Consider the following 23,334-nt stretch of genomic DNA (forward strand, 5'->3'; position numbering starts at 1 on the left):
GTAGCCTCCCGCACATGAAGATCAACGACACGAGCGGACAGCTCGAAGAAGCTCTGGAAAGACTGCACACCGCGGGACCGGAACGCGTAGGCCGGCTCACCAACCACGCCCCCATGGTGGTCGAGTCCCTCGCCGCCCACGGCCACGCCGAGGCCGTGCACCGCTGGCTGGACCTCTACGAGGGCAAGCTGGAGGACTTCCCCTCCCCCGTCGCCCCCGTCACGGACGCCAACTGGCGCGAGGCGCTGGGCGATCCACGGCGGGTCGCCGACTGGATCGACCACTTCTCCCGGGCCGTGGCCGACCGCCCGTGGCGCGCCGTCCTCGCCGAGTGGTGGCCCCGCCTGCTGCCCGGCCTCTACGGCGGCTCCACGCATCCCGTCATCCGGGTCGGCCACGCCGTACGTGCCCTCGAAGCGGGTGAGAGCGCGCCCCGTCTCAGCGAACTCGCCCACGGTCTGGGCTACTGGGCGGCCGTCCACCACACGGTCACCGGCATCGCCGCGCTGCCCGGCGCGCCGACCGCCGCGGCCTCCCTCGACGCCGTCCCGGCCGTGCACGCGCCGAGCGAGGAATTCCCCGACCGGCTGGCCGTGGTGCGCGCGCTGCCCGTCTGGGCGGACGACGTGACGGACCCCGACACCGCGCGGGAACGGCTCACCGAACTCGTCCGCGCCGCGACGCACCGGTACGCCACCCACGGCCACGGCGAGGAGACGATGCTCGTGCACGCGGCCACGGCCCCCAACGCCGTGCTGCGCACGCTCGGTTCACTCCCCCGCGAGCTGTGGGCGCCGAGCCTGCACGCGGCGTGGACGGCGTCCGCCGCGGTCACCGCGATGTACGCCCCCGCCGAACCGGTGCCCTACACGCCGCCCGCCCTGCGCACCCCCGAGGAGGTCCTCGAACGCGCTCTGGCCCACGGCGACGAACACGTCATCAAGCTCACCGACACGGCCCTCGACGTCGGCGACGAACCGGCCCTCGCCGCCGCCCTGCGCGCGGTCGAGCTCAGCGTGCCGCTGTCCTGAGGCCGCGGGCGGCGCCACGCGTGGACGTACGAAACCCGCCGGTGGCCCCTTGACAGTGGCGGAGTGCGGCACGCGCCCCCGGCCCGAGGGTCTATCGTGTCCCGCATGTCCGTCCCGGAACTGATCCGCATCGTGTCCCGCGACTCCCCCATGGCTCTCGCCCAAGTGGAGCGTGTCCGCGCCGAGTTGACCGCCCTGCACCCCAGCATCCGTACCGAGGTCGTACCGGTGAGGACCACCGGCGACAAGTGGATGGGGGACCTGTCGAAGGTCGAGGGCAAGGGTGCCTTCACCAAGGAGGTCGACGCGGCGCTGCTGGCCGGGGAGGCCGATCTGGCGGTGCACTGCGTCAAGGACGTGCCGGCGGACCGGCCGCTGCCCGCGGGCACGGTGTTCGCCGCCTTCCTGAAGCGGGACGACATCCGGGACGCGCTCATCCATCCGGGCGGGCTCACCCTCGACGAACTCCCGGCGGGGACCCGGATCGGCACCTCGTCGGTGCGGCGCAGGGCCCAGCTGGCCGCCACCCACCCGGACCTGGAGTGCGTGCCGTTCCGGGGCAACGCCAACCGGCGGCTGGAGAAGCTGGCGGCCGGCGAGGCGGACGCGCTGCTGCTCGCGGTCTCCGGCTTGGAGCGCATCGACCGGCGTGACGTGATCAGCGAGGTGCTGTCCCCGGAGGCGATGATGCCGCCGATCGGCGCGGGCATCCTCGCCCTCCAGTGCCGCGAGGACGACACCAACGTCATCGACGCGGTCAGCGGACTCGGTGATCCGGCCACCCACCGGGAGGCGACCGCGGAGCGCATGTTCCTGCATGTGCTGCAAGGGCACTGCAACAGTCCGATCGCCGGGTTCGCGCAGGTGGACCGCAGCGGCGAGCTGTCCCTGCGGGCGTGTGTGTTCACCCCGGACGGCAAGACCCGCCTCAACGCCCACGAGTGGGCGGGCCCCCTCGACCCGGCCACCCTCGGCACCTCGGTCGCCGTGGCCCTGCTGCGCCAGGGCGCCCGCGAGATCATCGACGGCATCCCGCACTGACGACGGGGCGACGGGCCCGCGCCGGGCGATGCCGGTGGCGGCCCCGCCTCCGCCTGGTCGCGGCGCAAGTCGCTGACCTGGCGGGCCGGGCTCTCGCGGTCCTGGGCGATGGGATCGTCGGCGGCGAGCCCGGTCAGGCCGATGCCGCCGGTCCAAGGCGGCGGTCGGTCCTCTCCCAACGGCATCCCGCACTGACGACGGGGCGACCCGGGGCGACGGGGCGACAGGACCAGGCTGGGCGGTGCCCGGGTGCGCCTGGGGCCGACCCACACGGTCCGGCCCCTGCTCAGTCGGCGCTCGGGCGGGCTCGCGTCAGGCCGTGCCCTCCTCCGCCTGGTCGCGGAGGAAGTTGCTGACCTGGCGGGCCAGGCTCTCGCGGCCGGAGGCGGTCGGGGTGCCGGTGGCGCCCTCGGTGAGGCCGATGCCGCCGGTCCACAGACGGCGGTCGGTCCACTCCTCCTCGACGCGCAGCTGGACCTGGGTGTCCACCTGGCTCAGCGAAGCCTCGGGGCCGGCCGCGTACAGCACGGCGGTGGCCCGGCGCAGCGGGTAGACGTCGAAGCCCTCGATGAACTGCGAGTTGCGCCAGTCGATGAAGGCGCTCTCACCGTCGGGGCCGATCCGCACGTCGATCTGACCGTCCTCGAGGTGGATGCCGTAGTGGCGGCCGCCGCGGTTCTCGACGGTCACGCGCAACCGGAAGTACGTCATGCCCTCGGCCGCGTCGTCCCGTCCGCGGGGCGGCTCGGCCGGCTCCAGGCGGTGGACGCGGACCCGCAGACCGGCATGCTCGTCGTACTCGTGCCAGTCCCCGACCACGTTCGGCTCGTACACAGTCCACCTCTCGACTTCTTTCGGGCTGCTTCCTATCCGTGTGCTGAGCGCACTGTCAAATGAGCAGAATGCGCTGTGGCCAGGGACTTCACCCCTTTTGATCGGTGATCAAGCCGTGCGCAGGAAGAATCCCGATCCGGGTCGCGCGACCGCTTTTCCGAGCGTGCCGCACATCACGTTCTCGGCCAAGATCAGCGGGCGAGCCGGCCCAGGAGCGAGGAGGCGGCGGCGATGCCGAGCGCGGCGGCCACGGCGAGCACCGCGAAGTCGGCCGGAAGGTCGGCGGGCGTGCCGAGGAGGAGACCGCGCAGGGCGTCCACCTGATGGCTGAGCGGGTTGACCTCGCTGATCGCCTGGAGCCAGCCCGGCATGACCGACACCGGGTAGAGGGCGTTGGAGCCGAAGAACAACGGCATGGTGATCGCCTGCCCGATGCCCATCAGGCGGTCGCGGCTCAGCACGATGCCCGCGATGGTCATCGACAGACAGGAGAAGAAGGCCGAGCCGAGGACGACGACCGCGGCGACACCGAGCAGCTTGAGCGGGTTCCAGGTGAGCGCCACCCCGAGCAGGGCGGCGATCACGATCACGACGACCGCCTGGACCAGCGATTTCACTCCGGCCGCGAACGCCTTGCCGGTGATCAGCGCCGAGCGCGGGGTCGGGGTGACGAGGAGTTTGTTGAGTACCCCGGCGTCGCGCTCCCAGATGATCTGGATGCCGTAGAAGATGGCGATGAACATCGCGGACTGGGCGATGATGCCGGGCGCCAGGTAGTCGGTGTAGGGGATGCCGCCGGTGGGGATCGCCTTGATCCGGCTGAAGGTCTGACCGAAGATCAGCAACCACAGGGCGGGCTGGACGGCCCGGGTGTACAGCTCGGTGCGGTCGTGACGGAGTTTCTGGAGTTCGACGGCGCACATCGCCGCCACCCGGGTGGGCAGCAGTCGCCAGCCCGCGCGGGGCTCGGGCGGCCGGACGAGCAGGCCGATGCCCTGCCGGTGGGCGCGGTCAGCCGACACGGTGCGCGGTGCGGCGGGTGCTTCGGACATCGCGGAAGTCTCCTGACTCGTCGTCGAGGCCGCTGCCGGCGACGTCCCGGAAGACGTCCTCCAGCGTGGGCAGCGTGTCGGCGTCCTGCGCGCCCTCGGCGCGTCGGCGTTCGCCGAGCCCCCGCCGCAGTTCGGCCGGGGTGCCGAGGGCGCGGATGCGGCCGCGGTGCATCAGGCCGACCCGGTCGCAGTACTGGTCGGCCTCGTCCATGTGGTGCGTGGTGACCAGGACCGTCATGCCGGTGGCCGCGCGTACGGCCTCGATGTGCTCCCAGACGCTCGTCCGGGCGATCGGGTCGAGACCGATCGTGGGTTCGTCGAGGATCAGCAGGCGGGGCGCGCTGACCAGCGCCTGAGCCAGTTCGAGGCGGCGGACCATGCCGCCGGAGTAGGTGCCGGCGAGCCGGTCGGCGGCGTCGGCGAGGTCGACCGCGGTCAGGGCCTGGCCGACACGTTCGGCGCGTTCGCGGCGGGGCACGTCGAAGACACGGGCGAACAGGTCGACGTTCTCCCGGCCGGTGAGGCCCGCGTCGGCGGACAGCTGCTGCGGGACGTAGCCCAGCAGGCGCCGTACCGCCATCCGGTCACGGGCCGCGTCATGGCCGAAGACGCCCACCATGCCGGCCGGGACCGGCAGGAGCGTGGTGATGCAGCGGATCGCCGTGGTCTTCCCCGCGCCGTTGGGGCCGAGCAGCCCGAAGACCTCGCCCTCCCGGACGGTCAGGTCGAGCCCGTCGACCGCCTTCGTGCCACCGAAGGCGTAGGCGAGCCGGGTGCAGGTGACCGCCTCGGTGGCGGTGTCGATCGTCATGACTCCTCGGCCTCCTCGTGCAGGGTGACGGCGAGCTCGCGCAGCGCCGGGAGCGCCGCGCGCAGCGCCTCGCGGTCGGTCTCGCCGAGGCGGGCCAGATGGCGGCCGACGAGGGCGGCGCGGCGCTGCTGCCAGGCGTTCAGCCGGGCCGCGGCGGCGTCGGTGAGCAGCAGCCGGGCGGCGCGCCGGTCGGCGGGGTCCGTCTCACGGACCAGGTACCCCTCCTTGACCAGCTGGTTGACCAGCGTCGACACGGAGTTTCCGGCCAGATGGAGCTCCTTCGCCGCCTCCGAGACGCCGATGCCGGGCCGGGTCGCCACGAGGCGCAGCAGCTCCACCTCGGCGCCGCGCAGCCGCGGCACGGTGAGCCCGGCGCGCAGCCGGCGCCGGATCAGCCGCTGGACGCCGACGAGGGCCTCCGCCAGCTCCTCCGCAAAGGGTTCCTGTTCCACGTGCTCCATGTCTTCGACGTTATCTCTGTAACAGAGGTAATGAACCCAAAGGGCGGTCAAGAGATCACCACAACGACCGAATTGTTATGATTTGTTTTGGAATCCACCTGCCCGGGCAAGGGCTCTTCAAGTGCTTCGGACAGGAGGCACGTCCGTGGGAACCGGCCCGCTCGGTCTCATGCGGGCGTACTCCACCCGCCCTGCGCGCCCTTTCCCACGGTGTCCGTCCACCGGCACCTGTCTCAGGGAGGCACGCACGATGCGTACCGCCGCCAGCACACGCCAGCATCCCCATGACGACGCCCCGGACACGGCCGCGGCCTTCGTCCGCCTCGCGGGCCTGCCCGAGGGCCCGGAGCGCTCGGCACAGCGGGACGAGCTCGTCGAGGTCTGGCTTCCGATGGCCGAGCGGATCGCCGTCCGTTTCCGCGGCCGCGGCGAGAGCCTGGAGGACCTCTACCAGGTGGCGGCCCTCGGCCTGGTCAAGGCCGTCGACCACTACGACCCGGACCGCGGCCGCGCCTTCGAGGCGTACGCGGTGCCGACGATCACCGGCGAGATCAAGCGGCACTTCCGTGACCACATGTGGACGCTGCACGTGCCGCGCCGGGTCCAGGACCTGCGCAACCGCGTCCGGCACGCGTCCAAGGAGCTGGGGCAGACGATCCCGGGGCGCGCCCCGACGGTCGCCGAGATCGCCGAGCACGCCCAGCTGACCGAGGCCGAGGTGCGGATCGGGATGGAGGCACTGGAGTGCTTCACCGCGCTGTCGCTGGAGGCCGAGATGCCCGGCACCGACGGCTACGCCCTGCAGGACGCGATCGGCGGCCCGGACCCGGGGTTCGACGCGGTCGTCGACCGTGAGGCGCTCAAGCCCTGCCTGGAGGCCCTCCCCGAGCGCGAACGCACCATCCTCTACCTGCGCTTCTTCCAGGGCATGACGCAAAGTCGCATCGCCCAGCAGCTCGGCATCTCCCAGATGCACGTCTCACGGCTGCTCAGCGGCTGCTTCGCCCGGCTGCGCAGGGAGGTGCTCGCCGAGACGGGCTCCACGCGCTGAGCCCGCCCGGCGCCTTCGCCGAGCGCGCGCCCGGCGCCTTGCTCCACCGGCCCGACGCCTTACTCCAACGGGGGTGCGCCCGGGACCTGGGTCGGACCGTGACGGTCGAGGGCGTCCTCGAGTTCGACCCGGATCTCCGGGGGCATCTCGCCGCTGCGTCCCCAGATGAGGATCAGCTCCGCGACGTTGCGGAGTTTGATGTTCGTGTGCTGGGACACTTCCTTGAGCACCGACCAGCCGTCGTCGGGTGTCACCCGCCCCAGGGCCACGACCATTCCGATCGCCTGGTCCACGACGGCGTGCGAGACCATGGCCTCCTTGAGCTGATCCACCTCGGCCTGGAGGTGGAAGATCAATCCCGTTTCGTCGTCGGGCTCCGGGGGTACTCGTGCCACCCCTCCATCGTGCCACCGGGCCTCTCAGCAGGCGCCCCGAGCGGTTCCGGCCGGACACTGGAGTCAGACCGGGGGCTGCCGAACGACGAGAGCAGGACGCGAGTGCCATGAACCACGACACGAAACCCTTCGGTACGGCCGAAGTCATCTCCACGCACTCCGTCTTCGGTGCGCCCTGCTGGGTGAGCCTGACCAGTCGCGACCTGGACGCCACGCAGGACTTCTACTCTGCCGTGCTCGGCTGGAAGTGGCGCCGGAACCGGCTCGGGGACCGGTTCCGGATCGCGCTGGTGGACGACGTACCCGTGGCCGGGATCGCGGCGGTCGCCGCCATGTGGCAGATGGCGGTGGCCTGGACGCCGTACTTCGCCGTCCCCGACGCCGACGAGGCCGTGAGCCGGGCGCGGGAGCGGGGTGGTACGGCGGCCGTGGGGCCGTTGTCCCTGCCCCCGGGGCGGGCCGCGCTGCTCGCCGACCGGGACGGCGCGACCTTCGGGATCTGGGAGGGCGAGCTGATGGGCGCCTGGGAGAGCTGGCGCCGCGCCGCCCCCACCTTCATCCGCCTCCACACCCGGGACGCCTTCGACGCGGCGATCTTCTACGGCGAGATCCTGGACTGGGCGTCGGACCGGCAGGGCTGCTGTGAGGTCCACTACGAGGGCGACGAGGTCGTCCTGCGCAGCCAGGGCGACATCGTCGCCCGCATCCAGTCGGGGGCCCTGGGTTCGGCTCCCGACCCCACCATTCGGCCGCACTGGCAGGTCCACTTCGCCGTGTCGGACGTGGCCACCTGCGCCCGCGCCGCCGAGCGGCACGGCGGCAGCGTCCTGCGCATGGCCGCCGACGAGGCCATCCTGCGCGACCAGGACGGCGCCCAGTTCACGGTGACGTCCCGCCGCGCGCGTTAGGGCCTGTCCGGCGGATCAGGTCGGAGGAAGGAAGCGGGGCCTTGTCGGCGCGGGTGAGCGGGGCTTGGCGGCCTTTGGCTGCAAGGCGTTGAGGAGGGCGTCAATGCGGAGCATCGGCAACCGACGACAACGCCGCAGGCAGACGCGCCAAGCCCCGCGTCTCCGACAAGATCCGCCAGACCGGCCCTAATCCGCCGGTGGACTCGAGCTGAGCAGCTACACACCGGCCAGCGACGGCTTCGAATGGCGGAGATGCTGACCGAGCAGGACATCGACGCCTCCCACCGCTACAACGACGACGTTCGCCGGATGCTCCACACGGTCTCCGGCGCCGCGGCCCGGCTCCAGGAACTCGGCGAACTGCTCATGATCACCACGGTCCGCGAGGCGATGCGCCTGGCCGTATGCGTTCTTCGCCTGGAGGAGACCGGCGAGCTGCGCCGTACTGGCGACGGCACCGCCTTCAGCAGTACACGGGCGTAGTCAGGGTGCTGCGCTGCGATTGGCTCGGGTGTACGGCGCGGCCCGTCTCACCGCGGGTCGCCTCCCTGCAAGCGACGGGGTAGCGCGCCTTGCGGGGCCGGTCCTCCCCCACTCCGTAGCGCCACGACGAGCACGACCCCGGTGACCGCCACGGCCCCCACCCAGATCCCATACCGCCACCACCGCACCGCACGGTCCCGTCCCGCCCGACATCCTGCACGGAGGATAAGCCCGCGATCACGCTCGAAGACCCGCCGAGGCGGTGCCGTCAGCATGATCCCCTTGCGCCGCAGTGCGGTAGTGCGCCGAACGCCCGAAACATTCGACCGCTCGAACGATCAGTACGCAGGGAGAACCGCCCCAGGCTGCCGAGCCCGTCACGCCCCGGCGTCTCACCTCCCCGCAGAAGCCGGAGTCGAATCGGTTCCGCGCAAGCGCTTCGACGGGATGCTGGGACCGGTGAAAGATTGGCGAGATATGGGGTCAATGGCGTGCCGGAGAGCGAAGGCGGTGCCGGGCACGGGTGAAGGACCGCCGCATCGGCCGCATCGGTGCGCACTGCCCCCTCGTCAGCCATAGTTCGACGGCCGCGTTCCTGGTCAGCGGTGTCGCAGGGGGAAGCCCAGGTGAGCGGGCCGAGGCGCCCGGTCCCGCCCCCGCCAGTCGCCGCGTCGCCCCGACGGCAGCGCGCACTACCCCCTACTCGCCGCCCCGCAGGGCCTGCCTGAGTGGCCCGATGGATGCGGATCCGGGGGGATCGGCGATCGAACCGATTCCGTGCACGAGTCGGACGGAGGACGTTCGGACCCTTGACAGCCCTACGGAATCGGGAGCACCGTCTCCCCCCGAAACCTCTCTGCAATCCCACTGCAAGAACGGCACCTTCAAGCGCTGCCGCATGTGTCAGTGCTCCCGGCACAAGACCCGACTGGATTCGTCGGCACGGTAGGGAGATCGGATGGGAACGACAGGCACCACAGGCACCAGGCGCCACGTGCTGTTCGGGAGCGGTGGCGTCCGCCTACTGCTTGCTGCGATACGGCGCCGTGGGAGGCCGGGAAATGGGCCTGACCAGGCATCTGTCCGTTCGTGGGAGCGCTCCCGCGCCCGTTCCCGCACCTCTCGGCCGAAAACATTCGCCCGGGCGGGGGCCGCGGCCGTACTCGCCGTCGGCGCGCTGGCCGGTGCCACGGCCACGACCGGGACGGCCCGGGCCGCCACGTCCGGACCGTGCGATCTCTACGCGGCCGGTGGAACGCCCTGTGTGGCGGCCCACAGCACGACGAGGGCGTTGTACGCCTCGTACAACGGGCCGCTCTACCAGGTCCGGCGCGCCTCGGACAACACCACCCGCGACGTCGGCGTCCTGAGCGCGGGCGGGTACGCCGACGCCGCCGCGCAGGACTCGTTCTGCTCGGGAACCACCTGTCTCATCTCGATCATCTACGACCAGTCAGGTCGCGGGAACAACCTCACCCAGGCGCCCGGCGGCGGTGCCGCGGGTGGTCCCGACAACCTCGCGAACGCGACGGCCGCGCCCACCACCGTGGGCGGTCACAAGGCCTACGGCGTCTTCGTGGCACCCGGGACGGGATACCGCAACAACCGCACCAACGGCATCGCGACCGGGGACAACCCCGAGGGCATGTACGCGATCTTCGACGGCACGCACTACAACGGCGGCTGTTGTTTCGACTACGGCAATGCCGAGACGGACAGCAACGACGACGGCAACGGCACCATGGAGGCCATCTATTTCGGCAACATCAAGGTCTGGGGCTACGGTTCGGGCAACGGCCCCTGGATCATGGCCGACCTGGAGAACGGCCTGTTCTCCGGGGTGAACCAGCACTACAACGCGAACGACCCGACCATCAACTACCGCTACACGACCGCCATCGTCAAAGGTGGCCCGAACCACTGGGCGATCCGCGGTGGCAACGCGCAGTCGGGCGGCCTGTCCACGTTCTACGACGGCGTGCGCCCCAACGTCGCGGGCTACAACCCGATGCGGAAGCAGGGCGCCATCATCCTGGGCATCGGTGGTGACAACAGCAAGGGCGCCCAAGGCACCTTCTACGAGGGCGTGATGACCTCCGGCTATCCGTCGGACGCCACCGAGAACGCGGTTCAGGCCAACATCACCGCGGCCGGATACAGCAATGCGACCGGCGGGACGGGCACCGGCGCGCTGCACGCGGTGGGCGCGGGCAAGTGCCTGGACGTGCCGAACTCGTCCACCACGGCCGGCACGCAGCTGCAGATCTGGGACTGCAGCGGTGGCGCCAACCAGAGCTGGACCCGCACCTCCTCCAACCAGTTGACCGTATACAGCGGCAGCAGCCAGATGTGCCTGGACGCCTACAACAACCAGACCACCGCCGGCACCAAGGTGGTGACCTGGCCGTGCAACGGCGGCGCCAACCAGCAGTGGCAGCTGAACTCCGACGGCACCGTCACCGGCATCCAGTCCGGACTCTGCCTCGACGTCACCGGCGCCTCCACAGCCAACGGCGCCCTGGCCGAACTGTGGACCTGCAACGGCGGTTCCAACCAGCGATGGAACCTCAGCTGAGGGGACCGAGATCTTCCGCCCGCCACTCCGTCCCCACACCGGGCGCCCCCACACCAGGCGCCACCCCCCACTGGAGGATGACGATGTCCGGAGCCAGAGCGCTCCACGGCCTCTGGGCCGCCCCCGTAGCTCTGTTCGCCTTGCTCGCCGGGAGCCTGCCCATGGCCGGGGCCGCGTTCGCCGTACCGGCCGAGCGCCAGGCAGCGGCCGCTGATCTGTACGTGGCCCCGGATGCGGCCCCCGGCGGGAACGGCACCGCCGGGCAGCCGTTCGCGACGATCGCCCAGGCGCGGCAGCCGGCGCACCGGCTCTCGGCCGACTCCGACGTCGTGGTCCACCTGGCCGGTGGCACCTACCGGCAGTCCAAGCCACTGACCTTCGGCTCAGGCGACGGCGGCCAGAACGGCCACACGATCACCTACCAGGCCATGTCAGGGCAGCAACCGGTCGTGAGCGGCGCCCAGCAGATATCTGATTGGCAGGTGCATGATCAGAGCAGCAACATCTGGTCGGCCCACGTCGGCAGCGGCGTGAACACACGTCAGTTGTACGTGAACGGCAAGCAGGCACCGCGTGCGGCGATCCAGGTGCCCCGCTCCGGATTCACCTTCACTCAGACCGGTCTGACCGTCACCGATTCCTCCCTCGACTACCTGGCCGGCCTCTCGGACCAGAGCCACATGGAAGTCGAGAGCGTCAACTCCTTCACCGACCGCTACGCGCCGGTCCAGTCGATCAGCGGCAGGACCATCACCATGCAGCAGCCCGCGTGGAACAACAACTCGTGGGGCTACGACACCATCAACGCGCCGTTCGCCGGCGGGACCATGTACCTGGAGAACAACTACGCGTTCCTCAAGCAGGCCGGGCAGTGGTACCTCGACTCGTCCACCGGCGACCTGTACTACCGGGCCCAGCCGGGGCAGAACCCGAACAGCCTCGACGTCGAACTGCCCCGGCTGCAGAACCTGTTGGGCATCAGCGGCAGCTACGGCTCACCCGTGACCGGCCTGGGATTCGCCGGCATACGGTTCACCGGGACCTCCTGGCTCGGCCCGAGCGGACCCGACGGGTACGCGGACCAGCAGAGCGGCGCGCACATCACCGGTGCCTATGCGATGTCGGCCAACTGGCTGAGCACCTGCAAGTCGGGCTGCACGCAGTTCGAGGCCACCCGGAACCACTGGGTGCAGATGCCCGCGGCGGTCCAGGTCTCCGCCGCCACCGGCATCACCTTCTCGGGCAACACGTTCTCCGAACTCGGTCAGGCCGGACTGGGCGTGGGCAACGACGGCGTCGCCACGGCCTCCGGCACCGGACTCGGCGCGAACGGTGTCACCATCACCGGCAACACGTTCACCGACATCGCCGGCAGCGGCATCCAGGTCGGCGGGATCCAGCCGGACGCGCACCACCCCGCCAACCCGCCGATGACCAACCAGAACATCACCATCAGCAACAACAAGGTCAGCGGGGTGGGCACCGACTACAAGGAGACCGCGGGAATCCTGTCCACCTACGTCACCAACGCGACGATCACCCACAACCAGTGCGACCACCTGCCCTACGACGGGATCGACATCGGCTGGGGCTGGGGGATGAACGATCCGGGCGGCAGCCAGGACTACGTCAACCGGGGCACGTACAACTACCAGCCGATCTACAGCACTCCCACGACGCTGAAGAACAACACCGTCTCCCACAACCTGGTCTTCGACACCAAGAACGCGATGTTCGACGGCGGCAGCATCTACAGCCTGTCCGCGGCCCCCGGCTCGGTGATCTCCGACAACTACATGTACGACAACAACCGCACCACCGCGCTGTACCTCGACGAGGGCTCCCGGTACCTGAAGGTGTCCGCCAACGTGGTGCAGGACGCGGGCAACTGGGCGCTCACCAACGCCAACGCGAACAACCACACCGACGACAGCACGTTCTCCGGCAACTGGTACAACGGCGGCAACACATACGTGGCCACCGGCCCTCCGCACAACAACGTCCTCACCGGCAACGTCCTGGTCAGCGGCACCAACTGGCCCCAGGGCGCCAGAGAGGTCATCCAGCAGGCGGGCGTCCAGTCCTCGGGCGGCGGCTTCCCCACGGGCTACCACCAGTTGGTGATCGGCAGCAACAGCCTGTGCCTTGACGTGTACGGCAACTCCACCAGCGCCGGCGCCGCGATCGACCAGTGGACCTGCAACGGGCAGGGCAACCAGCAGTTCGAGTTCGTGCCGGTCTCGGGCGGCTACGGGCAACTGCGCGCGCAGCACTCCGGACAGGTCGTGGCGGTGGCCGGCGGCTCCACGACCGCCGGTACGCCGAACATCGTGCAGCAGGCCGCGGGCGGAGCGTCGAGCGCTCTGTGGCTGCCGGTACAGCAGTCCGACGGCTCGTATTCCTTCAAGAACCAGAACAGCGGTCTGTGCCTGGACGTCTACGGCGGCGGCAGCAACCTGGGCCAGCAACTGGACCAGTGGCAGTGCAAGAACGCCCCCGGCACCAACCAGGACTTCACTCCCCGCTGACCTGCTCACGCCTCCAAAACGCCTGCACGGACCGGCGATTCGTTCACCCCCACCCACTGTCCCGCACCCAGTGAGGAACGCTGATGAAGAAGTACTGGGCACCCTTGGCCGCGGCGCTGGCGGCCACCCTCGCCATGGGCGCCGCGTGGCCCGCAGCGGCCACCGCCGCCGAGGCGCCGCCCTCCGCACCACAGGCCGCAGCGCCCACACCCCTGCGGCTGATGCCGTTGGGCGACTCGATCACCTGGGGCGTCGGCAGCCCGTCCGGGAACAGCTACCGGAACTTTCTGGCGAACAAGCTGACGGCCGAGGGGCACACCCTGGACTTCGTCGGCTCGGGGCGCAACGGCACCATGTCCGACCCGGACAACGAAGGCCACTCCGGCTGGCGGATCGACCAGATCGCCGGCATCGCGGACTCCGTGCTGGCCCGTTACCGCCCCAACGTGGTCACCCTGGAGATCGGCACCAACGACCTGAACGGCAACTACCAGATCCCGACCGCGGCCGACCGGCTCCGCGCGCTCATCGACCAGATCACCAGGGCCGCACCCGACGCGACCGTGCTCGTCGGCACCGTGATCATCTCCACCAGCGGTACCGAGGAGGCCAACCGGCCCGCGTTCAACGCCAAGTTGCCCGGGATCGTCCAGGCCGAGCAGGCTGCCGGCAAGCACGTCCGTCTGGTGGACATGAGCGCCCTGACCGCCGCGGACCTGTCCGACGCCCTGCACCCCAACGACAGCGGCTTCGCCAAGATGGCGGACGCCTTCAACACGGGGATTCAGGCCGCGGACGCGGCGGGGTGGATCAAGCCGCCGGATTCCGCGGTCGGGCAGGTGCGCTCCGGGATCGCGGGGAAGTGCCTGGGGGTGAGCGGCGGCAACAGCGCCAACGGGACCGCCGCGGAGATCCGCACCTGTGACGGCTCAGCCGCGCAGACATGGTCCGCGCGCTCCGACGGCACCCTGCGGGCGCTCGGGAAGTGCCTCGACGTCACCGGCCGCGGTACCGCCAACGGCACCAAGATCGAGATCTGGGACTGCAACGGCGGAACCAACCAGCAATGGCAGACGTACAACGGCGGCTACCGCAACCCGGTCTCCGGCCGTTGCCTCGACGACCCCAACGCGTCCACCACCGACGGTACGCAACTGGTCCTGTGGGACTGCAACGGCGGAGCCCACCAGCAGTGGACCGCGCTGCCCGTGTCCTGACCTCGTGCCCCCCACTCTCACGCACCCGCACAAGGAGGTTGATCCCTCATGTCCTGGCTCAACGACGAGCCTCCGCTCCGCAGGGCGCTGGTCTCGGCCACCGCCCTGTTGGCCGGCACGGCACTGGCCCTGACCGGACCGGCGGGCCTCACCGCGCACGCGGCTTCCGGCACGCTGGGCGCGGCCGCCGCCGACAGCGGCCGCTATTTCGGTACGGCCGTGGCTGCCGGGAAACTCGGCAACTCGACGTATTCCACGATTCTCGACCGGGAATTCAACATGATCACCCCGGAGAACGAGATGAAGTGGGACACCACCGAACCGTCCCGCGGCAACTTCAACTTCGGCCCGGCCGACCAGATCGTCAGCCATGCCACCGCGCACGGGCAGCGGATGCGCGGCCACACCCTGGTCTGGCACTCGCAGTTGCCCGGCTGGGTCAGCTCCATCGGTGACGCAGGCACCCTGCGCAGCGTGATGAACAACCACATCAACACCGAGATGACCCACTACAAGGGCAAGATCTACGCCTGGGACGTGGTCAACGAGGCGTTCGCCGACGGCGGCAGCGGTCAGCACCGCAGCTCGGTCTTCCAGAACGTGCTCGGCAACGGCTTCATCGAGGAGGCCTTCCGCACCGCCCGGAACGCCGACCCCGCCGCCAAGCTCTGCTACAACGACTACAACATCGAGAACTGGACCGACGCCAAGACGCAGGGCGTCTACAACATGGTCAGGGACTTCAAGGCGCGCGGTGTGCCCATCGACTGCGTCGGCCTCCAGAGCCACTTCGGCGCAGGCGGCCCGCCGTCGAGCTTCCAGACCACCCTGTCCAACTTCGCCGCACTCGGCGTCGACGTCCAGATCACCGAGCTCGACATCGCCCAGGCCTCGGCGACCGCGTACGGGAACACGGTCCGGGCGTGCATGAGCGTCGCCCGCTGCACCGGCATCACGGTGTGGGGGATCAGGGACAACGACTCGTGGCGGACGGGGGAGAACCCGCTGCTGTTCGACAACAACGGCAACAAGAAGCCTGCCTACGACGCGGCCCTTTCCGCGCTCGGCGGAGGTACCGGGAATCCAGGCGGAGGCATCGTCTCCGGCGCGGTGTACTCGCTGACCGACGTGGCCGCGGGCCGGGTGCTGGACGTGCCGTCCGGGCAGACGGCGAACGGCACGCCCGTGCAGGTCTGGGACGCCAACGGCACTGCTGCGAACCAGCAGTGGCGGGCGAGTCAGAACGGCGACGGCTCCTACACGCTGACGAACATCGCCAGCGGACGGGTCCTGGACGAGCCGGGCGGCCAGACCGGCAACGGCACCCGGATGGCGATCTGGGACGCCAACGGCGGTGCGAACCAGCACTGGCGGGCGAGCCGGAACGGCGACGGCTCCTACACCCTGATCAACGTCGCTTCAGGCCGGGCCCTGGAGATTCCCAGCGGCCAGACCGGCAACGGGGCCCCGGTCCAGATCTGGGACTCCAACGGCGGCGCCAACCAGCACTGGAACTTCAGGTGAGGTGACCCGGAACGAACACCCCGCGTCCGGTACGGCGGCCGTCGCCGGACGCGGCTTCCGGCATGCCCTCACAACGGTCTGACCAGGAGCGATACATGGGATGGATCGGAATTCGATGGGGTGTGCCGAGCGTATTGACTCGTTCGGGGGCCTGTGGAATCACTAGGACATGGGATGTCTGAGTGGTTCCTGTGGGTGCTCTGGACTGCCCTCGCCACCATCCCCTTCGGCCAGGCACAGCACTCGTCACCTTCCCCCACATCCCCGAGGAACAGAATGCGGTCTTCACCCTTTTCCCGTCGGTGTCCCACGGCCCGCAGACCACGCTTGACGGCGTTCGCCGCCATAGCCGTGATGGCGCTGCTGGCCATGCTGTCGGCGACCGCGCCGACGTGGTCGGCACCGGCACCCGCCCTCGCCTCGACGTCGTCGCCCTTGGTGAGTTCGGCGTCCGGGCGGTGCCTGGACGTCAGGGGCAATGTCGACACTCCGGGAACGGCGCTCGACATCCAGGACTGTGACAACCAGCCGAACCAGGCGTTCGAGTTCACCTCGGCGGGCCAGCTGAGGACGATGGGCGGCACCCGATGCGTGGACGCCTACGACAACCGGACCGTGCCGGGAACCCCGGTGATCATCTGGTCGTGCAACGGCCAGTCGAACCAGGTGTGGCGGCAGAACTCCGACGGGTCCGTCACCGGTGCCCAGTCCGGCCTGTGCCTGGACGTCAACGGGGCGGGCACGGCCAACGGCACCGCGGTCATCCTGTGGACCTGCAACGGCCAGAGCAACCAGAAGTGGACCACGTCGACACCTCCGCCCGCTCCCGGCGGGTCGGGCCCATGCGACATCTACTCCGCGGGCGGCACTCCCTGCGTGGCCGCGCACAGCACCGTGCGGGCGCTCTACGGGTCGTACAGCGGCAGCCTCTACCAGGTCAGGCGCGCTTCGGACAACGCGACCAGGAACATCGGCGTACGGGCGGTCGGCGGCTTCGCCGACGCGGCGGCGCAGGACTCGTTCTGCGGGGGCACCTCCTGTGTGATCACGGTCGTCTACGACCAGTCCGGGCGCGGCAACGACCTGTGGTACCAGGGATCGGCCCAGGTCCCGGGATCGAGTCAGAGCAGTCCCGCGAAGGCGACCTCGGAGTCGCTGACCGCCGGGGGCACCAAGGCGTACTCGCTGTACATCAATCCCGGCAACAGCTACTGGCGGGACGGTCACCTGACGGGCGTGCCGACCGGCAGCGCGCCCGAAGGGGCGTACATGGTGACCAGCGGCACCCACGTGAACAACGGCTGCTGCTTCGACTACGGCAACAGCGAGACCACCCGGAAGGCCGACGCGGCCGGGGCGATGGACGCGATCAATTTCGGCACCCAGTGCTGGTTCGGCGGCTGCTCGGGGAGCGGTCCCTGGGTCCAGGCCGACCTGGAATGGGGCCTGTACTCCGGGGGCAGCCAGTCCTGGAACAGCAACCAGCGGGCCTTCCCCGTCAAGTTCGTCACCGCGATGCTGAAGAACAACGGGACGTCGAGGTTCGCCCTCAAGGGCGGCAACGCGCAGTCCGGCAGCCTGACCACCCTGTGGGACGGCGGACTTCCCGGCGGATACAGCCCGATGAAGAAGCAGGGCGCCATCGTCCTCGGCAGCGGCGGTGACTGCTGCAAGCCCGGCGGCGGCGCCAACCTCAGCGCCGGCACCTTCTACGAAGGGGCCGTCGTCGCCGGCTACCCCTCCGACGCGACGGACAACGCGGTGCAGGCGAACATCACCGCGGCCGGATACCGCTGAGTCCTTCTGTCCTACGGTGAGTTCTGCCGCAACCCGGTCCAGGAGTTAATGACATGCACATGATTACTCGGGCGTTGGCGGTCGCGTTCTCCATCGCGCTGCTCTGCGTGGGCGTTCCCCTCGTCTCCCTCGGCACGGCGCAGCCCGCCGCCGCGCTGGGCAACGGGCTGGCGCTGACCCCGCAGATGGGCTTCAACGACTGGAACGCGTACGGCTGCAACGTCTCCGAGTCACTGATCAAGTCCACCGCGCAGGCGATGCACACCAACGGCATGCAGGCAGCGGGCTACTCCTACGTCAACATCGACGACTGCTGGATGACGCACAACCGCGATTCCGGCGGCCGTCTGGTGCCGGACCCGGCCAAGTTCCCCGACGGCATCAAGGGCACCGCCGACTATGTGCACTCGCTGGGGCTGAAGCTGGGGATCTACGAGGACGCGGGCACCGCGACCTGCGCCGGGTATCCGGGCAGCCTGGGGCACGAGAGCACGGACGCCCAGTCGTTCGCGTCGTGGGGCGTGGACTACCTGAAGTACGACAACTGCAACAACAACGGGGTGTCCGCGCAGAGCCGCTACACCGCGATGCGGGACGCCCTGGCGGCCACGGGCCGGCCCATCCTGTACAGCCTGTGCAACTGGGGCCAGGACAACGTCTGGACCTGGGGCGCGGGTGTGGGCAACAGCTGGCGCACCACCGGGGACATCAGCGCCAACTTCGCCAGCATGCTGTCCATCTTCCACAGCAACGTGGGACTGGCCTCCTACGCGGGACCGGGCCACTGGAACGACCCGGACATGCTGGAGGTCGGCAACGGCTCGATGACGGCCACCGAGAGCCGCAGCGAGTTCAGCCTGTGGGCGGAGATGGCCGCGCCGCTGATCGCGGGCACCAACATCCCCTCGGCCAGTGCGGAGACCCTGTCCACGCTGACCAACTCCCGGGTGATCGCGGTCGACCAGGACCCCCTCGGCAAGCAGGGCACCATGATCTCCTCGTCGGGCGGCCTCGACGTGCTGGCCAAGCCGCTGGCGAACGGGGACGTGTCGGTCGCGCTGCTCAACGAGACGGGCTCGACGGCGACCATCACCACCAGCGCGGCCGCGATCGGGAAGACCGGCGCGTCCTCCTACACCCTGACCGACCTGTGGTCGGGGGCGTCCTCCACCACCTCGGGCACGATCAGTGCCTCGGTCCCGGCGCACGGCACCGTGATGTACCGGGTCGCGGGCGGCACCAGTGGCGGTGGCACCAGCGTGACCGGCGCGGTGCACGCGGTGGGAGCGGGCAAGTGCCTGGACGTACCCAACGCGACCAGGACCGCCGGCACCCAGGTGGAGATCTGGAGCTGCAACGGCGGCGCCAACCAGACCTGGACCCACTCCGCGTCCAACCAGTTCACCGTCTACTCCGGCAGCGACCAGATGTGCCTGGACGCCTACAACAACCAGACCACCCCGGGGACGAAGGTGGAGATCTGGTCGTGCAACGGCCAGAGCAACCAGCAGTGGACGCTGAACTCCAACGGCACCATCACCGGCGTCCAGTCGGGCCTGTGCCTGGACGTCGCCGGAGGGGCCACCGCCGACGGAACCCTCGCCGAGTTGCGGACCTGCAACGGCGGCAGCAGCCAGCGGTGGACGTTGGGATGACTCCGCATTCGGACCCGGAGGAGGTCTCCATGCTCGAACCAGCCGGTGATCGCCCACGCAGGCGAGGGAAAGCCGTGCTCCTTGTCGCCCTGGCGATGGTGGTGGCCGTGTTCGGCGCCCCGGCGTTCGCCACCTCCCCGCGGCCCGACACGGCGGCCGTCGCCCATCCGGTGGCCCACCACGTGGCGGACGCGTCCCTCCCGTGCGACCTCTACGCCGCGGGCGGTACGCCGTGTGTGACGGCACACGCCACGACCAGGGCGCTGTTCGCCTCGTACAACGGGCCGCTGTACCAGATCCAGCGGGCCTCCGACCACAGCTACCGCGACATCGGAGTGCTCAGCGCCGACGGGTACGCGGACGGCGCGTCCCAGGTGTCGTTCTGCTCGGGCACCTCGTGCACGATCACGAAGATCTACGACCAGACCGCCCGGCACAACGACCTGCCGATCTCCTGGGGCGGCTACTGGAGGGGGCCCGGGCCGAACGGATCCGACGTCGGCGCGGACGCCATGGCCCTGCCGGTGACCGCCGCAGGCCATCAGGTCTTCGGCGTCAAGGTCACCCCCGGCGTCGGCTACCGGATCGACCACGCGAACGGCGTGCCCACCGGAGCCCAGCCCGAAGGCATCTACATGGTGACCTCGTCGAACTACACGAACCAGTGGTGCTGCTTCGACTACGGCAGCGGTGAGAACTCCCACACCGATACCGGCAACGCCACCATGAACGCCATCTACTGGGGCACCGCCTGCTGGTTCGGCGGCTGCACCGGCAGCGGTCCGTGGGTCGAGGCCGACCTGGAGAACGGCATGTTCCACACCAACACCGGCTCCAACAAGGACCCGAACAACCCCGGTGTGCACTACCCGTTCGTCAGCGCGTGGCTGAAGAACAACGGCACCAGCAACTTCACTCTCAAATACGGCAACGGCGCGAGCGGCGGCCTGACCACCACCTTCTCCGGCCCTCTGCCGAACGGCTACTCACCGATGAAGGTCGACAGTTCGGTCCTGCTCGGCACCGGAGGCGACAACAGCCCCAACGGCGTGGGCGAGTTCTTCGAGGGCGCGATGACGGCGGGCTACCCCTCCGACGCCACTGAGAACGCCGTTCAGGCAAGCATCACCGCGGCAGGCTACGGCGCGGGGGGCGGCGGCGGTACGTCGACCGCGCTGCACGCGGTGGGAGCGGGCAAGTGCCTTGAGGTGCCGGGCGGGTCCACGACCCCGGGTACGCAGACTCAGATCCGCGACTGCACCGGAGCGGCGAACCAGACTTGGTCCCGGACCGACTCCCGCGAGCTCGCCGTGTACTCCGGCAGCAGCCGACTGTGCCTCGACGCCTCCGGCCAGGGCACCAGCCCCGGCACCAAGGTCATCACCTGGACCTGCAACGGCCAGGCCAACCAGCAGTGGAACGTCAACGCCAACGGCACCGTCACCAGCGCCCAGTCCGGCCTGTGCCTGGACGTGACCGGCGCCGCCACCGCCAACGGCACCCCCGTCGAACTGTGGACCTGCAACGGCGGATCCAACCAGCAGTGGTCACTGAGCTGACCCCCTGACGCGTGACGCAGGAGGACCGAATGAGGACGAGAGCGAGACCCGGCCGTCTGGTACTGGCCGTCGGCATCGTCTTGGCGTTCGTGCTGCAGCTGTCGGCGACGGCCGAGAGCCGGGCCGTCTCGGGCGAGGCGCTGAGCGTGAACCTGGCGTCGACGCGGGGCCCGTCGACCGGCGTGGGTGAGGGATTCCTCTACGGCTTCACGCAGGACGGCAGCCAGCCGGCGGACCAGTTCATCAAGCCGCTGGGGATCAACGCGTTCCGCGGCGGCGGCTGGTTCTCCGGCGGCTGGATCAGGGACAACTACCAGTATGGATCAGCCACTCGGGCCGACATCGACTCGATCGTCGCGCAGGCGAAACGCCTCACCCAGCCGCCGTACCACGCGCAGTACCAGGTACTGGTCAGCGACATCTACGGCGCCAACGGCGGGCAGCCGTCCAACACGAGATACCCGTGCGACAACGGCGACTGCTCCAACTGGATCAGCTTCATCGACTCCACGGTGGGAGCACTGCAGGCATCGGGGCTGAAGTTCTCCTACGACATCTGGAACGAGCCGGACATCTCCGCCTTCTGGACCCGGGGTGTGAACAGCGCCCAGTACTTCCAGATGTGGGACACCGCCTACCGGGAGATCCGGCGCATCGCCCCCTCGGCGCAGATCGTGGGACCGTCGCTCGCCTTCACCCCGCAGAGCAACCCGGGTGAATGGCGGACCTGGCTCGCGCACGTGAAGGCGGCCGGGACGGTACCGGACATGATCACCAACCACGACGAAGGAGATGTCGACGACCCGGTCACCGTCTCCCAGTCCCTCAACACTGCCCTGACCACGGCGGGCATCGGACCGCTGCCCCTGTCCGCGAACGAGTACCAGCCCGCCGACCGGCAGACCGCCGGGGTGACGGCCTGGTACCTGGCGCGGTTCGCGCAGTCCGGATACACCAACGCGATGCGCGGCAACTGGGTCTGCTGCGTCACCCCCAACCTGACGGGAGTCCTCACCCAGAGCGGCGGCAGTTGGCAGCCGACCGGCAACTGGTGGGCGCTTCGCGACTACGCCGACATGACCGGCACCCTGGTCGACACCTCCGGCCAGGTCGGCTCGACGGCGATCTCGGCCTCCGAGGACCCCGCCAACAAGCGCGCGGTCGCGATCATCGGCGACGCGAACGGCAACTCCGGTACCTCGTCCGTGACCTTCAACGGCCTGTCGTCCCTACCGTGGCTGACGAACGCCGGCAGCGTGCACGTCACCGTGCACCGCATCCCGGACCAGGCACCTCTCGCCGCGCCCCAGACCGTCTACGACCAGAACCTGAGCGCCTCGGGCGGCTCGATCACCGTGCCGTTGACGTTCCAGGGCGCGCACGACGCGTTCGCCGTCTATCTCACCCCGGCCTCCTCCGGCGGCGAGGGCTACCCGACCGGTTACCACCAACTCGTCGTCGCCAACAACAACTTGTGCCTGGACGTGTACGGCAACTCGGGCAGCGCGGGCGCCGCGATCGACCAGTGGACCTGCAACGGGCAGAGCAACCAGCAGTTCCAGTTCGTGCCGGCCTCGGGCGGCTACGGCGAACTGCGCGCCCAGAGCTCCAGCCAGGACGTCGCGGTCGCGGGCAGCTCCACGACGGCAGGAACCCCGGACATCGTCCAACAACCCCCCGGCACAGCGGCCAACGGCCTCTGGCTGCCCGTGCGCCAGTCCGACGGCTCCTACGCCTTCCAGAACCGCAACAGCGGTCTGTGCCTGGACGTCTACGGCGCCGGCAGCACCGCGGGCCAGCAACTGGACCAGTGGCCGTGCAAGAACGCACCCGGCACCAACCAGGACTTCTTCGTCCGCTGAACCGTCCGCCGACCGCACCGGCCGTGGACACCCCCCACCTGCGAAAGGATCCCACAGTGTCAGCATTCGGACGGCTGTTACGGCGCCTGCGTGTCCCGACGGCCGTCGTCGCGGGCCTCGTCCTGGCCGCCGGCGGCGTCGTGGGCACGGCCGCCGGGCCGGCCCAGGCCGCCACCTCCATCACGATCAACGGCACCTCGGGCGGCCGGACCTTCGACGGGGTCGGCGCGATCAGCGGCGGGGGCGGCAACAGCAGACTCCTGATCGACTACCCCGAGCCCCAGCGCGGCCAGATCCTCGACTACCTCTTCCGGCCCGGCTACGGTGCCTCCCTGCAGATGCTCAAGGCGGAGGTCGGCGGGGACACCAACTCCACCTCGGGGGCCGAGCCCAGTCACCAGCACACCCGCTCCGACCTGAACTGCGACCGGGGTTACGAATGGTGGCTGATGGAGCAGGCCAAGGCGCGCAACCCGGACATCAAGCTGTACGGGCTCGCCTGGGGCGCCCCGGGCTGGATCGGCGGCGGGAACTTCTGGTCCACCGACAT

17 protein-coding genes and 2 pseudogenes are annotated in these 23,334 nt (G+C 69.9%); 14 read left to right on the plus strand and 5 right to left on the minus strand.

What is annotated here, in order from left to right:
- The first annotated feature begins 14 nt into the window (after nt 1–14).
- Together ACGFNV_RS38735 and hemC are read left to right on the plus strand one after the other, a co-directional pair.
- Nucleotides 15–1,031 carry a questin oxidase family protein gene (locus tag ACGFNV_RS38735; protein WP_393629282.1) on the plus strand — a complete coding sequence of 339 codons (1,017 nt, stop codon included), beginning with the start codon at nt 15–17 and terminating at the stop codon, nt 1,029–1,031.
- Between the two features lie 105 nt (nt 1,032–1,136).
- Nucleotides 1,137–2,072 (plus strand): hydroxymethylbilane synthase, encoded by a 936-nt coding sequence (gene hemC, locus ACGFNV_RS38740; RefSeq protein WP_393629284.1) that lies wholly within the window; start codon nt 1,137–1,139, stop codon nt 2,070–2,072.
- 312 nt (nt 2,073–2,384) lie between these two features.
- On the opposite strand, the gene ACGFNV_RS38745 is transcribed toward hemC, so the two are convergent.
- The 4 genes from ACGFNV_RS38745 to ACGFNV_RS38760 all read right to left on the minus strand — a co-directional run bounded on the left by ACGFNV_RS38745 (nt 2,385) and on the right by ACGFNV_RS38760 (nt 5,230).
- Entirely contained in the window at nt 2,385–2,906 is a 522-nt protein-coding gene (locus ACGFNV_RS38745; RefSeq protein WP_393629285.1) for a hypothetical protein, read from the minus strand.
- A gap of 191 nt (nt 2,907–3,097) precedes the next feature.
- Nucleotides 3,098–3,958, minus strand: a complete 861-nt coding sequence (locus ACGFNV_RS38750; protein WP_393629287.1) for an ABC transporter permease — start codon at nt 3,956–3,958, stop codon at nt 3,098–3,100.
- Entirely contained in the window at nt 3,918–4,769 is an 852-nt protein-coding gene (locus ACGFNV_RS38755) for an ATP-binding cassette domain-containing protein (protein ID WP_393629289.1), read from the minus strand. Before ACGFNV_RS38755 ends, ACGFNV_RS38750 begins: the two co-directional genes overlap by 41 nt.
- Nucleotides 4,766–5,230, minus strand: a complete 465-nt coding sequence (locus ACGFNV_RS38760) for a MarR family winged helix-turn-helix transcriptional regulator (RefSeq protein ID WP_393629291.1) — start codon at nt 5,228–5,230, stop codon at nt 4,766–4,768. The genes ACGFNV_RS38755 and ACGFNV_RS38760 overlap by 4 nt, the downstream gene beginning before the upstream one ends.
- A 250-nt stretch (nt 5,231–5,480) precedes the next feature.
- Between ACGFNV_RS38760 and ACGFNV_RS38765 the strand changes: the two genes are divergently transcribed.
- Nucleotides 5,481–6,281 carry an RNA polymerase sigma factor SigF gene (locus tag ACGFNV_RS38765; protein WP_393629293.1) on the plus strand — a complete coding sequence of 267 codons (801 nt, stop codon included), beginning with the start codon at nt 5,481–5,483 and terminating at the stop codon, nt 6,279–6,281.
- Nucleotides 6,282–6,340: 59 nt separating this feature from the next.
- Here ACGFNV_RS38765 and ACGFNV_RS38770 read toward each other — a convergent pair whose 3' ends face one another.
- Complete coding sequence (locus ACGFNV_RS38770; protein WP_393629294.1) at nt 6,341–6,676, minus strand: ANTAR domain-containing protein; 336 nt, start codon at nt 6,674–6,676, stop codon at nt 6,341–6,343.
- Between the two features lie 107 nt (nt 6,677–6,783).
- Here ACGFNV_RS38770 and ACGFNV_RS38775 point away from each other — a divergent pair, with 107 nt between their 5' ends.
- The 11 genes and pseudogenes from ACGFNV_RS38775 to ACGFNV_RS38825 all read left to right on the plus strand — a co-directional run.
- Entirely contained in the window at nt 6,784–7,584 is an 801-nt protein-coding gene (locus tag ACGFNV_RS38775; protein ID WP_393629296.1) for a VOC family protein, read from the plus strand.
- Nucleotides 7,585–7,836: 252 nt separating this feature from the next.
- On the plus strand, nt 7,837–8,067 hold the full coding sequence (locus ACGFNV_RS38780; RefSeq protein WP_393629298.1) for a hypothetical protein: 231 nt from the start codon (nt 7,837–7,839) through the stop codon (nt 8,065–8,067).
- A 1,177-nt stretch (nt 8,068–9,244) separates the two neighbouring features.
- Nucleotides 9,245–10,642 carry an arabinofuranosidase catalytic domain-containing protein gene (locus ACGFNV_RS38785; RefSeq protein ID WP_393629327.1) on the plus strand — a complete coding sequence of 466 codons (1,398 nt, stop codon included), beginning with the start codon at nt 9,245–9,247 and terminating at the stop codon, nt 10,640–10,642.
- Between the two features lie 83 nt (nt 10,643–10,725).
- Nucleotides 10,726–13,170, plus strand: a complete 2,445-nt coding sequence (locus ACGFNV_RS38790; protein ID WP_393629300.1) for an RICIN domain-containing protein — start codon at nt 10,726–10,728, stop codon at nt 13,168–13,170.
- A gap of 83 nt (nt 13,171–13,253) precedes the next feature.
- Nucleotides 13,254–14,387, plus strand: coding sequence for a ricin-type beta-trefoil lectin domain protein (locus ACGFNV_RS38795; RefSeq protein WP_393629302.1), 1,134 nt, complete (start codon nt 13,254–13,256; stop codon nt 14,385–14,387).
- A gap of 48 nt (nt 14,388–14,435) precedes the next feature.
- Nucleotides 14,436–15,908, plus strand: a pseudogene (locus ACGFNV_RS38800) (endo-1,4-beta-xylanase); the annotation flags it as partial.
- 357 nt (nt 15,909–16,265) lie between these two features.
- The gene (locus tag ACGFNV_RS38805; RefSeq protein ID WP_393629329.1) at nt 16,266–17,708 is read left to right on the plus strand and encodes an arabinofuranosidase catalytic domain-containing protein; all 1,443 of its coding nucleotides are present in this window, start codon (nt 16,266–16,268) and stop codon (nt 17,706–17,708) included.
- 53 nt (nt 17,709–17,761) lie between these two features.
- On the plus strand, nt 17,762–19,363 hold the full coding sequence (locus tag ACGFNV_RS38810) for a glycoside hydrolase family 27 protein (RefSeq protein ID WP_393629304.1): 1,602 nt from the start codon (nt 17,762–17,764) through the stop codon (nt 19,361–19,363).
- 29 nt (nt 19,364–19,392) lie between these two features.
- Nucleotides 19,393–20,922, plus strand: coding sequence for an arabinofuranosidase catalytic domain-containing protein (locus ACGFNV_RS38815; RefSeq protein ID WP_393629305.1), 1,530 nt, complete (start codon nt 19,393–19,395; stop codon nt 20,920–20,922).
- Nucleotides 20,923–20,951: 29 nt separating this feature from the next.
- Entirely contained in the window at nt 20,952–22,784 is a 1,833-nt protein-coding gene (locus ACGFNV_RS38820) for an RICIN domain-containing protein (RefSeq protein WP_393629307.1), read from the plus strand.
- A gap of 56 nt (nt 22,785–22,840) precedes the next feature.
- Nucleotides 22,841–23,334, plus strand: a pseudogene (locus ACGFNV_RS38825) (galactosylceramidase); the annotation flags it as partial.

Source organism: Streptomyces sp. NPDC048751 (assembly GCF_043198595.1).
Classification (GTDB): Bacteria; Actinomycetota; Actinomycetes; order Streptomycetales; family Streptomycetaceae; genus Streptomyces.